A 14,384-nucleotide genomic window follows, 5' to 3' on the forward strand; every position below is an offset into this window, starting at 1 on the left:
CCGACCGTCACCGCAGGCGGTCCCCGAACTCCTCGATCATCTCGGCGACCGCCGCCTCCGCGCCCGCGGAGACGGCGAACATGTTGAGGAAACCGTGGACCAGGCCCTCGTAGGTGCGGACGAACACGTCCACTCCGGCGTCCCGCAGCGCACGGGCGTAGGCCAGGCCCTCGTCGCGGAGCGGGTCGAGGGCGGCGGTGGCGATGACGGCGGGAGCCAGCCCGCCGTGGCTCGCCGCGTGCAGCGGGGAGGCCCGGAAGTCCGTGGCCGCGGAGGCGTCGCCGTCCAGGAGGATCGCCGTGAGGTCCCGCAGGTCCTGGAAGGTGAGCAGGTAGCCCTCCGCGTTCTCGGTGTACGAGGGGTAGTCGGTCAGTGTGCGGTCCGTGGCGGGGTAGGCGAGCAGCTGGGCCGCGAGCGGTTCCCCGGCGTCGCGGAAGGCGAGGGCGACGGAAGCGGCGAGGGCCGCGCCCGCGCTGTCGCCCGCGACGGCCAGCCGGTCCCGGCGGCCGCCGTACCGGTCGATGCGGGCGCCCGCCCACCGTGCCGCGGCGAGGCAGTCGTCGAAGGCGGCCGGGAACGCGTGCTCCGGGCGCCGCCGGTAGTGCACAGCGACCACGACGGCCCCCAGGTCGCGGCAGAGGCGGCGGGCGACGTGGTCGTGGGTGTTGAGGTCCCCCACGATCCACCCGCCGCCGTGGAAGAAGACGACGGTCGCGCCGGGCCCGTCCCCGTCGGGCCGGTAGACCCGTACGGGGACGGGCCCGGCGGGGCCCGGGACGGCTTCGTCCGTCACGGACCCGACGCCGATCGGCGTCACCGGCGCCACCAGCCGGTTCGAGGCGCGCTCCGCCTCCCGCAGCTCCTCGGGCCGGGCCGCGCCGATGCGCTTCCCCGGCACCGAGGCCGCCTGCTCCAGGAGCGCGGCGAGGTCCGGATCCAGGGTCATCCCGCACCACCCGCCCGATCGGGTGCGTACTCCCGGCCGGTGGCCCGGGCCGTGTCCGGTCCGAGGTCGAGCATGGTCGTGTCGGTCATCTGCCGCTCCTTCGGGGCCGGGGAAACCGCTCAGGGGCAGCTGATGCGGGCGTCGCCCGGGTCGGTGGTGCAGGTGTCGGAGCCCATGCCGCCGTTGGCGGTGTCGTTGGCGTTGACGCCGTCGGTGGTGCTCAGGCGGTCGTTGCCGTAGTAGCCGGTGAGGGTGTCGTTGCCCGGGCCGCCGTTCAGGGTGTCGTCGCCGTAGCCCCCGTCGAGGTTGTCGTTGCCGGGGCCGCCGTGGACGGTGTCGTTGCCGTAGCCGGCGCGGACGGTGTCGTTGCCGCTGAGGGCGCAGACGACGTCGTTGGAATAGCCGCCGTTCAGGGTGTCCGTACCGCTGGTGCCGATGATCGTGCAGCCGCGGGAGTTGTTGATCGAAGTCGAGGCACCGGCGCTGTTGTTGCCCGGGTTCGGGTCCTGGGCGGGGGCGGTGGCGGAGGCGTTGTTCGTCAGGGTGCCGGTGGCCCGCGGCTCGGCCGTCACCGTGACCGTGGCGCTCGCGCCGGGGGCGAGGCTGCCGAGGGCGCAGTTCGCCCCGGTCGCCGTGGTCGTGCAGGTGCCCTGGGAGGGGACCGCCGACAGGAGGGTGCCGCCGGCACCCGAGAGGGTGTCGGTGAGCGTCACGCCCGTCGCGGTCACGGTGGAGGCCGCGGCACTGGAGACCCGTACGGTGTACGAGGCCTGGTCGCCGATGCTCACGGTCGTCGTGCCGGTCTGCGTCACCGACAGGTCGGCGGCCGGCGGGGGCGGCGGCGGGGTGGTGCCACCGCCTTCGTAGCGGGCGATGCCGAAGGCGCCCAGTCCGGCCAGGCCCGCGGCCACGATCTTCCCGTCGGGCTGCACGAGCAGCCCCCGGATCTCCTCCCCGCCCAGCATGCCGGTGTACACCCGGCCGTCACCGCCGCCGAAGCCGGTGTCCAGGCCGCCGTCCGGAAGGTAGCGGGCGAGGGCGAAGTCGGAGGCCTCCTGGCTGTCCGGGTCGTCGGCCGTGCCGCCGACGAGGATCTTCCCGTCCTGCTGGAGCGTCATGTCGTACGCCACCGCCGTGCTGAGGGGCCAGACGGTGGTGACCCGGCCGCCGGTGCCGAAGGCGAGGTCGGGAGCTCCGCCCGCGGTGAACCGGGCCAGCGCGAAACCGGTGTTGGTCGAACCGGCGGCGACGACCGCGCCGTCGGACCGGACCGCCACGGCCCGGCCGAAGTCCGTACCGCCGAAGTCCGCGGTGGCCATGCCGTCGCCGCTGAAGGAGGTGTCGAGGCTGCCGTCGGACAGGTAGCGGGCCACGCCGAAGTCGAAGGCGGTACTGCCCACGTGGCCGACGGCGACGAACCTGCCGTCCGGCTGCAGCGCCAGGCCGGTCGCCTGCCCGCCCGCGTCCCCGGGGAAGGCGGGAGCGAATCCCGCCACCACCGTGCCGTCCCCGCCGAAGGAGGGGTCCGGACTGCCGTCCGGGTTGAGGCGGGCCAGCGCGAAGCCCGCTCCGCCGCTGAGGCCCACGGCGAGGATCTTCCCGTCCGGCTGGACGACCAGGTCGGCGGCCCCCGAGGCGCCGCCGAACGACTCGACGCGCACCAGGCCCGCCGAGCCGAAGCCCAGGTCGGGGGAGCCGTCGGCGTGGTAGCGGGCGACGGAGAAGAAGCAGCAGCCTCCGCCTTCCTCCACGACCTCCGTACGCCCGGCGACCACGATCTTCCCGTCGGAGGGCTGTACGGCCACCGCCTCGGCCTGGTCGTCGCCGCCGAAGTCGCTGGTCACCCGGCCGTCTCCGCCACCGAATCCGGTGTCGACGGAGCCGTCGGCGCCGTACCGGATCAGCGCGATGTCGAATGGGACGCCCGGCCCCGTGACGCGCCCGGCCACGACCAGCTTGCCGTCGCCCTGCCGGGCGACGTCCAGGCCCTCGGCGTAGTCCCACGGGCCGCCGTTGTCGGGGAAGTACGTCTGGGTCCGGCCGGAGTCGGCGAACGAGGGGTCCAGGTCCCCCGGAGCCGCCAGCGCCGTGCCGGGCAGCGCGAGGACCAGCGCCAGGGCGGCCGCCGAGGCGGCCGACATCACCCTGGCCGCCCCTCCGCCGTGCCGCAGGGGGCGGCGGTGCCCGTGAGGTGGTCGGGGGTGTGAGTGCGTCATGGGCGTACGGCCTCCGAGTCGCGCCGGGAAATCAGCAGGCAGCAGCTTGGTGCCGGACGCGCGCCGCACGGCCGAGGCGCGGGGCGCGCTGAGCCCTCTGCGGGCGTGATCCACCCCTGCGGGCGAACGCTCGCGGTGGGCGTGGGCTGCGGATGTCCGTGCGGGCCGTGCCGCGGCCGCCGGGCGGTCAGGAGCGGGACCGCCCGGCGGCTGTGACGGGCGGTCAGGAGCGGGACCGCCTGACGGTTGTGACGGGAGGTCAGGAGCCGGACCGCCCGACGGTTGTGACGGGAGGTCAGGAGCGGGACCGCCCGGCGGCCGTGACGGGAGGTCAGCCCCGGGACCGGCTGCGCCGCACCATCGCGAAGCCGAGGCCCGCGGCGCCGACGGCGGCCAGGCCTGCGCTGCCCGCGATCACCGGGGTGTTGCCGGAGGAGTCCTCGACGCCCTCGGCGCCCGCCTTCACGCCGCCCTTCGGGGGAGCGGGCTTGGCGGGCTTGTCACCCGTGCCCTTGTTGACGGCCGGGAAGTCGTAGAACTTCGTCTTGCCCTCGAGGGTCACCTTCAGCTGCGGCTTGGCGCTGTCGGCCTTGACGATCTCGAACTTCTGGCCGTTGTTCTCGAAGCGCGGGCTCTTCTTCGTCAGGGTGGCCTGGACGTGGCCGGCCTTGAACCCGGCGGGGGCGTCCTCGGGACCGACCCGCAGCACGGCCTTGGGGCCGTCGGTGGCGGTGTGGGAGAGCTCGGCCAGCGTGTTGCCGCCCACGCTGATGCCCGCGACCTTCACCTTGTCCGGGCTCGGCTTCGGCTTCGGCGTGGTGGAGTCCTTCTTCGACGTGACCTTGCCGTCCGCGGACAGGGTGAAGGTGTAGCCGCCGTGCTGCGCGGAGGCGCTCTTGCCGAACGCCTTCAGGGTGAGGAGCGGGCCGCTCTTGGCCTGGGTGATCTCGGCCTCGTAGCCCTTGACCGTCAGATCCATCGTCGGGCCGTTGCTGAGGTGCTTGTAGAGGGTGGCCTTGTAGCCGTCGGCCAGCTGCTGCTCGCCCGCCGCCTCCTTCTTGGTCTCGGACTTGCCGGCCTTGTCCTGGGTGCCGGTGGAGGGCGAGGCGGCGGGAGTGGGGCTGTCGGCGAAGGCGGCACCGGCCGGAACGGCAAGGCAGACGATGACACCGGCGGCGACGGCGGCGGTACGGAGACTACGGGTGGCACGCATGGAGGTGGATCCCCTCTGGGTCGGAGCGTCGCCCGAATGGTCCGGCGATTGCCGGGGCGACGACCAACAAGCTAGGAGGGCAATCCATAGGTAATGCGTAGGCAATGTAACGCCCGGCGCGACACGTTGTTGCGACCGGGTAAAAGGACGTCGGCCTCCGATCATCGCAGGTCAAAGGTCCTGCAGCCGGGCCGTTTCGCGGAATCTCCGGGGGTGTGACCGAATTGAGGAGCCGCGTGGGGGCGGCCGTTACATTGCCTAGCCATTACCTCAACATTGCGTTCGTAACGTGGTGTCCACACCGCGTCGAACGCGGATGCATGTCCCGCCCCGCGCCCACCGGAGTACCCGATGACCAGCACCCTCACCCCCACCTCCGCCCCCGTGCGTACGGGCATCCCGCGCCACCGCCGGATCGTCACCACCGCCGCCGTGGCCCTCGTCGCGACCGGATGCCTGAGCGCCTGCGGCGGTGGCGGCAAGCTGCCGCCGGACCCCAAGGTCGGCAGTACCGCCTCCGCCCCAGTCAGGGACGTCGCGCAGGAACTGCCGAAGTCCAGGCCCACCGGCATGAAGATCGACGCGGCCGGTGTCGACGCGAAGAAGATGCTCGACCTCACGACCGACGCCAGCGGCGAGCTGGGCGTGCCGAACGCCGACACGGACGCCAACACCCCGGGCTGGTGGAGCGACGGGGTCACCCCCGGGGAGAAGGGCGCCTCCGTGCTCGTCGCGCACTTCGACACCAAGCACGGCCCGGCCCTGATGAAGGACGTCAAGAAGGTCAAGCTCGGCGACACCATCGAGGTGCCGCGCGAGGACGGCCGGACGGCCAAGTTCAAGATCCGTGAGATCGAGGACGTCAACAAGAAGGACTTCCCGACCGACAAGGTCTACGGCGACACCAACCGCTCCGAACTGCGCCTGCTCACCTGCGGCGGCGAGCTGAAGAACGGCCACCGCACCAACAACGTCATCTTCTACGCCGACCTCGTCGCGTGACCCGCAGGCGGACGCACCGGCGACGAGACGGAAACCGGCCCCCCTGGTCCTGCTCCCCGCACTCGTCCCGGCGCTGCTGGGCTGCGGCACCCATAACGGTCTGCGCGCGGCGGACCAGGGCGCTCCGGCACCGCGCGCCCAGGGCCCGTACCGGCTCTGGCCCGAACGCCCGCCCGCCCCTCCCGCACCGGACGAGGGGCTCGGCGCCGACATCGGACGGGAACTGCGGGAACTGGCGGACCTGCCCGGTGACGCGGCCGCACAGGACGACCTCGGCAGCCTGATGCACGGCGCGATCAGCGCCCGACCGTGGAGGTGGCCCGGGAGCGGTCGCTCGCCCGGCTGGACCGCATCGCCCAGGCGTACGAGGGCGCAACCCCCCTCAGGGCGGGGCGGAGGCCCGCATCGGTCTCGCGGCATCCGAAGTCGGCACGTCACGGGGGAGGGGCGGCCGGGATCACCCGGTGCTGCTCCACCCGGTCGTCCTGGAGAACGAGTCGAGCAGGTCCACCACGAAGACCAGGGTCGAGCCCGCCGGGATCAACGGCGAGGGCGACTGCTTGCCGTAGCCGAGCCGCGGCGGAACGATGATCTCGCGCCGGCCGCCGACCTTCATCCCCCGCACCCCCCGGTCCCAGCCCTTGATGACCTTGCCGCTGCCCAGGGTGAACTTGTAGGGCTCGCCCCGGTCCCAGGAGGCGTCGAACTCCTTCCCGGTTTCGAAGGTCACCCCGACGTAGTGGACCCGGACGACCATGCCCGGCTTCACCTCGGCCCCGTCCCCGACGACCAGGTCCCGGACGGTCAGCTCGGTGGGAGCCGGCCCCTCCGGAACGCCGACCTCGGGCTTCGTCAGTTCACTCATCGCTCTCCGTCGGAAGTCTCGGAAGTGGAAGTCCCACGCTACCGAGAAGGAGAGAGCAGGAAGGGACGCCGGGGCAGCGAGGGCAGTCCGCGCATCAGGCGGTTCGCCGCGGTGGCGTAGGCGATGCCGAAGACCAGGGAGGCGAGGAAGGCCAGGTGCCGGGAGAAGCCGTCGATCAGCGGGAAGATCTGCCAGTGGGTCAGGTAGATGTACAGGGAGCTGGTGGCCAGGAGGCCGGCGACCCGGTTGACGCGTTCGAGGCTGGGAAGCGTCGGCACCCACACGAGCAGGGCGAACGTGGCGATGATGATCGCCTCCCGTCCGGGATCGCCGGGGAAGAAGCCGGGCACCGTGGCGAGCGCGGCGGCCGTGACCAGGATCCGCTGGGCCCTCGTACGGGCCTTCGCCGCCGCCCAGCCGAGTGCGAACAGCCAGAACACGGTGACCGCGTCGGGCATCAGGGTGCGGTCGGGGAGGCCGACCAGGTCGTAGCGGGTGAGCAGGCCGAGGGCGGCGAGCGCCAGGGGCAGCCCGTAGGGGAACCGGCGCTCCGCCCGGTCCGCCAGGGGGAGCGACAGCAGGGCCACGGCGACGACGAGGATGTACACCAGAGCCTCGATGAACCAGAAGTGCATGCCCGTTTCGCTGCCCTCGGGCCCCAGCACGCTGTCGAGGAGCAGGAGGTTGGCCAGGGTGTAGTCGTCGTTGAGGAGCAGCACGAAGCCGACCCAGATCATGGACGGCACTGCGACCCGCGCGATGCTGAGGCAGGCCCGCCGGACGCGTTCACCGCGTGCGGCGGTGGTGAGGTGGAAGCGGGCGAAGTTGTAGCCGGCGACCGCGAGGAGCAGGTGCGCACCGCCCTTGATGCCGAAGACGTGGACGTGCGAACCGACGATGCAGAAGATCGCCATGGCGCGCAGGGCGACGCTGGTCTCCACGGCCCGCCCGCGCGCGGGGGCCTCCTCCCGCGCCGGCCCGAGGTCGCGGATCGGCGTGGTGTGCCAGTCGGCCGGCAGCCGGCCGAGCCGCTCCTCGAGGTGGAGGGACATCTCGACGTACGAGAGGGAGTCGCCGCCCAGGCCGACGAAGGTGCTGTCCGGCGTCACTCCGGGCCGGTCGAGGATGCGGGAGTACAGCCGGCACAGGTCCTCGGGGCCGTTGCCGCGGTCCCGCGCCGGTGCGCCGGAGCCGGAGCCGGCGTCGGCGTGGGCGTCGGCGTCGGCGGCGGCCGGGCGGGCCAGTTCGCGTACGGCCCGGTAGTCGGGCTTGCCCGACGGCAGGCGGGGGAGATCCGCCACGAGGCGGACCCGGACCGCCCGGGCCGGCAGACCGCACTCGCCCGTCACCAGCCCCCGTATCCGGCGCGCGGCCGCGGTGCCCGCGGCGACGGCGGCGATGGCGAGGGCCTCGTCGTCTCCGCTGCACAGGGAGGTGAAGCCGTGCCGCGCGAGCATCGCCTCGACCTGCGCGGGGTCGATGCGCAGGCCGAGGATCTTCGCGAACCGGCTGCGGCGGCCGATGATTTCGTACAGGCCCTGGTCGGTGCGGCGCGCTATGTCGCCGGTGTGCAGCTCGTCCACCGTCCGGCCGAGGGCGAGGTCCTCGGGGGTGCGGGCGTAGCCGAGCATCACGTTCGGCCCGGCGTAGACGAGTTCCCCGGTGTTCTCCCCGGGCCACTCGGGCAGCGGCTGGAGCCGGAAGGATCCGCCGGGGACCGGCACGCCCGCCGCCTCGGGGTGGGTTTCCGCGAGGCCGGGCGGCAGGTAGGCCATGCGGGCCGTCGCCTCGGTCTGGCCGTACATCGCGAACAGCTCCCAGCCGGCGGCGCGTCCGAGGGCCGCGAAGCGGCGGACCCGGTCGGGCGCGAGCCGGCCGCCGGCCTGGGTGACGTAGCGCAGGTGGGGCAGGTCCATGGAGGCGAAGCCGACGCGGTCGAGCAGGTCGAAGGTGTACGGGACGCCCGCGAAGGTCGTTCCGCCTCCGGTGCGGAACATCTCCCAGAAGCAACTGTCGGCGACGGAGAGGTCGGTGAGGATCAGGGCGGCGCCGCGCAGCAGGTGGCTGTGGATGACGGACAGGCCGTAGCAGTAGTGCATCGGCAGCGTCGTGGCCGCGCGGTCGGTGTCCCGGATCTCCAGATAGCCGGCGATGGATTCGGCGTTGGCCTGGAGGTTCTCGTGCGAGAGCCGCACGAGCTTCGGCGAACCGGTCGATCCCGAGGTGCTCAGCAGCAGTGCGAGATCCGGGTGCAGTTCGTGCGCCGAGCCGGGGCGCCGTTCGTCGAGCACCCACTGCCCGCCGTCCGGGTGCGCCACGACGTCCGGGTCGTACGCGTCGACGAGCGACCGCACGGCTTCGGGGTGGTCGCCGGGCACCAGCAGGACCGGGTGTCCGGCCGAGAGCGCCGCGAGGTGGACGACGAGCGCCTCGACGGTGTTGGCGCCGACCAGCAGGATCAGACGGCGCTCGTGCCCCAGACGGCCGGCCGTCTCTTCCACCCGGGCGGCGAGTTCGCGGTAGGTCAGGGTGCCGTCGGCGGTGAGGACCGCGGTGCGGTCGCCGTGGCTCGCGAGACGGGCGGCGAAGGGGACGGTCTTGGTGCCTGGCAGGAGGGCGGAAGGGGCTGTCACGGACGCATCTTAGGAATGCCTTACCTCATTGGAAAGTCACAGGAAAGTCACAGATGGGACAGGGAAGATCCATAGGGAAATCACAGGTAAGGTCGGCTCCGCCGAATGCCCGGCGCGCCGGATCGTTGCGTACGTCACCCTTGACCTTTAGGTAAGCATTGCCTTACTTGTAGGGCGTTCACCGGTTCTCGCTGCACGTGCAGGAAGGCTTCTCATGCGACGCCCCACGGCCCACCGTCTCGCCGCGTTCTCCGCGGCGGCGCTCCTCCTCCCCGTCCTCGCGGGCTGCGGTGTCGACGAGGACGATGCCGGGCTCGTGATCTACTCGGGCCGCAACGAGAAGCTGGTCAAGCCGCTCCTGGACGAGCTGGAGAAGGCCGTCGGCACCACGGTGGCCGTCCGCTACGGCGAGAGCGCCGAACTCGCCGCCCAGATCCAGGAAGAGGGCGACAAGACCAAGGCGGGCCTGTTCTTCTCCCAGGACGCAGGCGCGCTCGGAGCCCTCTCCACCAAGGGTCTGCTGGAAAAGCTGCCCCAGGCATCCCTGGACAAGGTCGACCCGGCGTTCCGCGGTGGCGCGGGGGACTGGGTCGGCACCTCGGGGCGCGTCCGCGTCCTCGCGTACAACCCCGGCCAGGTGTCCAAGGCCCCCGACAGCGTGCACGACCTGGTCAAGCCGGAGTGGAAGGGCAAGATCGGCTACGTCCCGACCAACGCCTCCTTCCAGGCCTTCGTCACCGGCATGCGCGTCCTGGAGGGCGACGACGCCACCCGCACCTGGCTCAAGGGTCTGAAGGCCAACGAGCCGAAGGTCTACGACAACAACCTCAAGGTCCTCGACGGCGTCGGCAAGGGCGAGGTCTCGCTCGGCCTGATCAACCACTACTACTGGTACGAGCAGGTCGCCGAGAAGGGCGAGGGCAAGGTCAAGGCGAAGATCCACTTCCTGCCGGGCGGCGACCCGGGCTCCCTCGTCAACACGGCCGGGGTCGGCATCCTCAAGGGCAGCGACCAGGCTCCCGCCGCGCAGAAGGCCGTCGACTTCCTGCTCTCGGAGAAGGCGCAGAAGTACTTCGCCGACGACACCAAGGAGTACCCGCTGGCCGCCGGCGTCACCAGCACCGTCAAGGGCCTGCCGCCGCTGGCCTCCCTCGACGCCCCCAAGATCGACCTCGGCAAGCTGGAATCGCTTCAGGAGACCCTGAAGATGCTCCAGGAAGCCGGGATGGTCTGACCCTGATGCCCTCCACGGATCCCGCCGCTCCTGCGGATCCCGCGGCAGCCCCGGATTCCTCCGCGTCCGCGGGTTCCCCGGCGCCGTCGGATCCCGCCGCGCCGGCGGATTCCCCCGCACCCGCGGATCCCGCAGTCCGTCCGGCAGGCGCCGCCGCGTCCGCCGGGCGGTCGCGTGCCGGGCGCCGGCCGCCCGCCGTGCTGCTCGTCCCCGCCGCCCTCGCGGCCGTGTTCGCGCTGCTGCCGCTCGGCTACCTCGCCGTCCGCTCCCTGGAGCGGGGCCCCGCCTTCGCCTGGGACGTCGTCGCCGACGAGCGCACCGCCCAGCTCCTCGGCCGCAGCCTCGGGCTGGCCGCCGTCGTCGTGGCGGCCTCCCTCCTGCTGGGCGTGTCCCTCGCCTGGCTCACCGTACGAACCGCGCTGCCCGGGGCCCGGGCCTGGTCGGTGCTGGTGACCCTGCCCCTGGCCGTGCCCAGCTACGTCGCCGCCTTCGCCTGGCTGTCCGCGTTCCCCGCCCTCGAGGGCTTCGCCGGCGCCGCCCTCGCCCTCACGCTGGTGAGCTTCCCGTACGTCTACCTGCCCGTCACCGCCGCACTGCGCGGGGCCGACCCCGCACAGGAGGAGGTCGCGCGCTCGCTCGGCCACGGGCCGCTGAAGACCTTCCTGCGCGTCACGCTGCCGCAGCTGCGCCCCGCCGCGGCCGGCGGAGCCGTGCTCGTCGCGCTCTACGTGTTCTCCGACTTCGGCGCCGTCTCCCTCATGCGGTACGACACCTTCACCCGGGGTATCTACACCTCCTACCGGGCCAGCTTCGACCGCACCCCGGCCGCCGCCCTCAGCGTCGTCCTGGTCGTCATGACGATCCTGCTCGTCGCCGCCGAAGCCCGTACCCGCGGGCGCGCCGGCCACGCCAGGACCGGATCCGGCACGGCCCGCCCGGCCGTCCCCGCACCGCTGGGCCGCTGGCGGACACCGGCCCTGGCCTGGTGCGCCGCGGTCGTGTCCGTCGCCGTCCTCATGCCGCTGGCCACCCTCGGGTACTGGCTCGCCGTCGGCAACTCCGCCACCTGGGACCCCGCCCGGCTCCTCGACACCGCCGGCACCACCCTCGGCGTCGCCGCCGCCGGAGCCGCGCTCACCACCCTCCTCGCCCTGCCCGTCGGCGTCATCGCCGCCCGCCACCGGGGCCGGACCGCACACCTGCTGGAACAGTCCGCCTACGCCGGGCACGCGCTGCCGGGCATCACCGTCGCGCTGTCCCTGGTCTTCTTCGCCGTCCGCTACGCCGAACCCCTCTACCAGGAACTCCCGCTCCTGGTCTGCGCGTACGCCGTGCTCTTCCTGCCCGTCTCGGTGGCCGCGACCCGCGCCGCCGTCCTGCAGTCCCCGCCGGTGCTGGAGGACGTGGCCCGCTCGCTCGGCCGCAGCCCCCTGCGCGTCCTGCGCGAGATCACCGTGCCGCTCGCAGCGCCCGGGGTCGCCGCCGGAGCCGCCCTGACCTTCGTCGTGTGCATGAAGGAACTCCCCGCGACGCTCCTGCTGCGCCCCACCGGCATGGACACCCTCGCCACCCGGCTCTGGACGGAGACCGGGACCGGCTCGTTCGCCGCCGCGGCCCCCTATGCCGCCGCGCTGATCCTGCTGGCGGCCATCCCCTCCTACCTTCTCGGGCGGCACCGCACATGACCGACGTACAGATCACCGGCGTGGAGAAGTCCTACGGTCCCGGGGCGCCCGTCCTGCGCGGTCTCGACCTCACCGTCCCCGCCGGAACCCTGGCCGCCCTCCTCGGCCCCTCCGGCTGCGGCAAGACCACCCTGCTCCGCATCGTCGCCGGATTCCTGCGCGCCGACGCGGGCACCGTCACCGTTGGCGGCCGCACCCTGTCCGGACCGGGCCTCCACCTTCCCCCCGAGCGCCGCCGCATCGGCATCGTCCCCCAGGAGGGCGCCCTCTTCCCGCACTTGAGCGTGGCCCGCAACGTCGCCTTCGGCCTGACCGGACACGAAGGCGCCGAACGCCGGCGCCGCACCGAGGAGATGCTCGACCTCGTCGGACTCGGCGGCTACGGCGACCGGATGCCCCACGAGCTGTCCGGCGGCCAGCAGCAGCGCATCGCCCTGGCCCGGGCCCTGGCGCCCGAACCCGCCCTGGTCCTGCTCGACGAACCGTTCAACGCCCTCGACAGCGCCCTGCGTTCCGGTGTCCGGGCGGACGTCCGGGCCGCCCTGCGCGCCACCGGAGCCACCGCCCTGCTGGTCACCCACGACCAGCAGGAAGCCCTTTCCACCGCCGACCTCGTCGCCGTCGTGCGCGACGGCCGCGTGGCCCAGTGCGACACCCCGCAAGAGGTCTACCGCCGCCCCGCCGACCCCTGGGTGGCGGGCTTCGTCGGCGACGCCGTGCTCATCCCCGGCACCGCCGACCACGGCGCCGCCGCGACCGCCCTCGGCCGCCTCCCGCTTGCCGCGCCCCCCGCGGGCCGGAACGAGGGCACCGTCCTGCTGCGGCCCGAGCAGCTCCGGCTCACCGACACCGCGACGGCCGCCCAGGGCACCGTCACCGACGTGACCTTCTACGGCCACGACGCGATGGTCACCGTCTCCGTGGACGGCCTGGACACCCCGGTGGACATCCGCGTCGCCGGCCCCGTCACCGTGGCCCCGGGCAGTCGCACCGGCATCCTCGTCCAGGGCGAGGCGACCCTGCATCCCTGAACCGGGAGCGCGCGCCGGCCTGCAGACCGGTCAGGAATCGAGAAGCCCCAACCACCCTGCAACGCATAGCGTGTTGGGCATGGGAACACGACAGGCGGATGCCGGCGGGCTCACAGCGCGCCGGCTACCCGCGTGATCTCCCAGCCGCGGAATTCGGGGCGCAGCTCAAGGGCGCGCCGGCATACGGCGTACGTGCGACTGACGGCCTGCTCCAGATCCGGCGCGCGGCAGAAGAAGACGCCCCGGGCGCCGGCCCGCGAGGTATGGACGCGAATGTGCTCCACCCCGTCCTGGGGCAGACATGCGGACCGCAGCGCGTCCAGGGAGGCGTGCTCGCGTGCCTGCGGTGCCGTGCGGGGTTTGGTCAGGAGGAACTCGACGAGATACACACCGCGAACTATGCAGGCGTCCGGAGCGTGCACGTCGGATTGTCGCGCGACACCTTCATGCCTTGGCACAAACATGGCAGGAGGGGTGCGGGACGCACGGGGAGAGTGGGGGACTTGGCAGTGTTGGGACCGCTGGGGCTCGACGAGGGCACGGAATTGGTGTACCGGTTCATCCTGGAGAACCCGTCCATGGGGATCGACCGCATGGGCGAAGTCCTGGGGTGGGAGCGATCCGCGCTGAACACGGCGCTCGACCGGCTGGCGGACCTCGCTCTGCTGCGGCCTTCGCTGAACGATCCGGGTCATCTGCGTGCGGTGCCGCCGGAGTTGGCGCTGGAGGCGCTGCTCGCCCGCCATCAGGCCGAACTCGCTCGCAGGCAGCAGGAGATCGAGCAGAGCCGGGTGGCCGTCGCGGGGCTGCTCGCCGACTATTCGGTCCTGCGCGTCGGACAGCCCTCCGGAGGGGTGGAGCGGCTGGTCGGCCTGGACGCCATCCGCACCCGGCTGGAGGAACTCGCCTACCGCGCCCGGCGCGAGGCCCTCGCCTTCGCACCGGGCGGCCCCCAGCCCGCCGCGAACCGGGAGGCGGCCAAGCCGCTGGCGCAAGCGACCCTGAAGCGGGGCGTCGGACTCAGGACCGTGTACCTGGACAGCGTCGTCAACGACCCGGGGAGCCGTGAGCACGCACAGTGGCTCGTCGCCTCGGGCGCGGAGATCCGCACGGCGCCCTCACTTCCGATGCGCATGCACGTCATCGACCGGGAGGTGGTCCTGGTCCCGCTCGATCCGCAGGATTCCTCGGCGGGCGCGGTCGTGATCCACGAGGCCGGGGCCCTGGCCGGGTTCTGCGCGCTGTTCGACCAGGTGTGGGCGTCCGCGACCCCGTTCGGCGAGGCGCCGGCCCGCGGCGGCCCGGAGATGACCGCACAGGAGACCACCTTGCTCAGGCTGCTCGCGGACGGCATGACCGATGAGGCCGCGGCCCGCAAGCTCGGCGTCTCGCTCCGCACCGAGCGGCGCATGATCACCGAGCTGTCGAACAGGCTGGAAGCGGGCAGCCGCTTCCAGCTCGGCCGGCGCGCCGCTGAGCTGGGGCTGCTCTGAGCGCCACCGGCCCAGCGCTGCAGTACCCCTGACAGGACGCCTGACACGAAAGTGTCAGGCGTCTTT

The 14,384-nt window shown here is 72.8% G+C and carries 11 protein-coding genes; 5 read left to right on the forward strand and 6 right to left on the reverse strand.

The window, feature by feature from the left end; all coding sequences use genetic code 11:
- Nucleotides 1-7 precede the first annotated feature (7 nt).
- From NLX94_RS04545 to NLX94_RS04560, 3 genes are all read right to left on the reverse strand, one after another.
- On the reverse strand, nucleotides 8-946 hold the full coding sequence (locus tag NLX94_RS04545; protein ID WP_254381275.1) for an alpha/beta hydrolase: 939 nt from the start codon (nucleotides 944-946) through the stop codon (nucleotides 8-10).
- A gap of 119 nt (nucleotides 947-1,065) precedes the next feature.
- Complete coding sequence (locus NLX94_RS04555; RefSeq protein WP_302168817.1) at nucleotides 1,066-3,087, reverse strand: calcium-binding protein; 2,022 nt, start codon at nucleotides 3,085-3,087, stop codon at nucleotides 1,066-1,068.
- Nucleotides 3,088-3,493: 406 nt separating this feature from the next.
- Nucleotides 3,494-4,375: a hypothetical protein gene (locus NLX94_RS04560; RefSeq protein ID WP_254381276.1), complete on the reverse strand. Its 882-nt coding sequence runs from the start codon at nucleotides 4,373-4,375 to the stop codon at nucleotides 3,494-3,496.
- 351 nt (nucleotides 4,376-4,726) lie between these two features.
- On the opposite strand from NLX94_RS04560, the gene NLX94_RS04565 reads away from it, so the two are divergent.
- The gene (locus tag NLX94_RS04565; protein ID WP_254381277.1) at nucleotides 4,727-5,377 is read left to right on the forward strand and encodes a sortase domain-bontaining protein; all 651 of its coding nucleotides are present in this window, start codon (nucleotides 4,727-4,729) and stop codon (nucleotides 5,375-5,377) included.
- A gap of 457 nt (nucleotides 5,378-5,834) precedes the next feature.
- On the opposite strand, the gene NLX94_RS04570 is transcribed toward NLX94_RS04565, so the two are convergent.
- Both NLX94_RS04570 and NLX94_RS04575 read right to left on the reverse strand, forming a co-directional pair.
- Nucleotides 5,835-6,242, reverse strand: a complete 408-nt coding sequence (locus NLX94_RS04570) for an FKBP-type peptidyl-prolyl cis-trans isomerase (RefSeq protein ID WP_302168819.1) — start codon at nucleotides 6,240-6,242, stop codon at nucleotides 5,835-5,837.
- A gap of 38 nt (nucleotides 6,243-6,280) precedes the next feature.
- Nucleotides 6,281-8,875, reverse strand: a complete 2,595-nt coding sequence (locus tag NLX94_RS04575) for an AMP-binding protein (RefSeq protein WP_254381278.1) — start codon at nucleotides 8,873-8,875, stop codon at nucleotides 6,281-6,283.
- A gap of 214 nt (nucleotides 8,876-9,089) precedes the next feature.
- Here NLX94_RS04575 and NLX94_RS04580 point away from each other — a divergent pair, with 214 nt between their 5' ends.
- The 3 genes from NLX94_RS04580 to NLX94_RS04590 all read left to right on the forward strand — a co-directional run bounded on the left by NLX94_RS04580 (nucleotide 9,090) and on the right by NLX94_RS04590 (nucleotide 12,825).
- Nucleotides 9,090-10,109: an iron ABC transporter substrate-binding protein gene (locus NLX94_RS04580; protein ID WP_254381279.1), complete on the forward strand. Its 1,020-nt coding sequence runs from the start codon at nucleotides 9,090-9,092 to the stop codon at nucleotides 10,107-10,109.
- 197 nt (nucleotides 10,110-10,306) lie between these two features.
- Complete coding sequence (locus tag NLX94_RS04585; RefSeq protein ID WP_254381280.1) at nucleotides 10,307-11,794, forward strand: iron ABC transporter permease; 1,488 nt, start codon at nucleotides 10,307-10,309, stop codon at nucleotides 11,792-11,794.
- Nucleotides 11,791-12,825 (forward strand): ABC transporter ATP-binding protein, encoded by a 1,035-nt coding sequence (locus tag NLX94_RS04590; RefSeq protein WP_254381281.1) that lies wholly within the window; start codon nucleotides 11,791-11,793, stop codon nucleotides 12,823-12,825. Before NLX94_RS04585 ends, NLX94_RS04590 begins: the two co-directional genes overlap by 4 nt.
- 110 nt (nucleotides 12,826-12,935) lie before the next feature.
- Here NLX94_RS04590 and NLX94_RS04595 read toward each other — a convergent pair whose 3' ends face one another.
- The gene (locus tag NLX94_RS04595; protein WP_254381282.1) at nucleotides 12,936-13,214 is read right to left on the reverse strand and encodes a hypothetical protein; all 279 of its coding nucleotides are present in this window, start codon (nucleotides 13,212-13,214) and stop codon (nucleotides 12,936-12,938) included.
- A 120-nt stretch (nucleotides 13,215-13,334) separates the two neighbouring features.
- Between NLX94_RS04595 and NLX94_RS04600 the strand changes: the two genes are divergently transcribed.
- Complete coding sequence (locus NLX94_RS04600) at nucleotides 13,335-14,318, forward strand: hypothetical protein (RefSeq protein WP_374683917.1); 984 nt, start codon at nucleotides 13,335-13,337, stop codon at nucleotides 14,316-14,318.
- Nucleotides 14,319-14,384 lie beyond the last annotated feature (66 nt).

The organism is Streptomyces sp. TBY4 (genome assembly GCF_024213195.1).
GTDB lineage: Bacteria > Actinomycetota > Actinomycetes > Streptomycetales > Streptomycetaceae > Streptomyces.

Coding starts and splice junctions, on each gene's coding strand:
- NLX94_RS04545 (WP_254381275.1), bottom strand. CDS start 946: ATGACCCTGGATCCGGACCTCGCCGCGCTCCTGGAGCAGGCGGCCTCG.
- NLX94_RS04555 (WP_302168817.1), bottom strand. CDS start 3,087: ATGTCGGCCGCCTCGGCGGCCGCCCTGGCGCTGGTCCTCGCGCTGCCC.
- NLX94_RS04560 (WP_254381276.1), bottom strand. CDS start 4,375: ATGCGTGCCACCCGTAGTCTCCGTACCGCCGCCGTCGCCGCCGGTGTC.
- NLX94_RS04565 (WP_254381277.1), top strand. CDS start 4,727: ATGACCAGCACCCTCACCCCCACCTCCGCCCCCGTGCGTACGGGCATC.
- NLX94_RS04570 (WP_302168819.1), bottom strand. CDS start 6,242: ATGAGTGAACTGACGAAGCCCGAGGTCGGCGTTCCGGAGGGGCCGGCT.
- NLX94_RS04580 (WP_254381279.1), top strand. CDS start 9,090: ATGCGACGCCCCACGGCCCACCGTCTCGCCGCGTTCTCCGCGGCGGCG.
- NLX94_RS04590 (WP_254381281.1), top strand. CDS start 11,791: ATGACCGACGTACAGATCACCGGCGTGGAGAAGTCCTACGGTCCCGGG.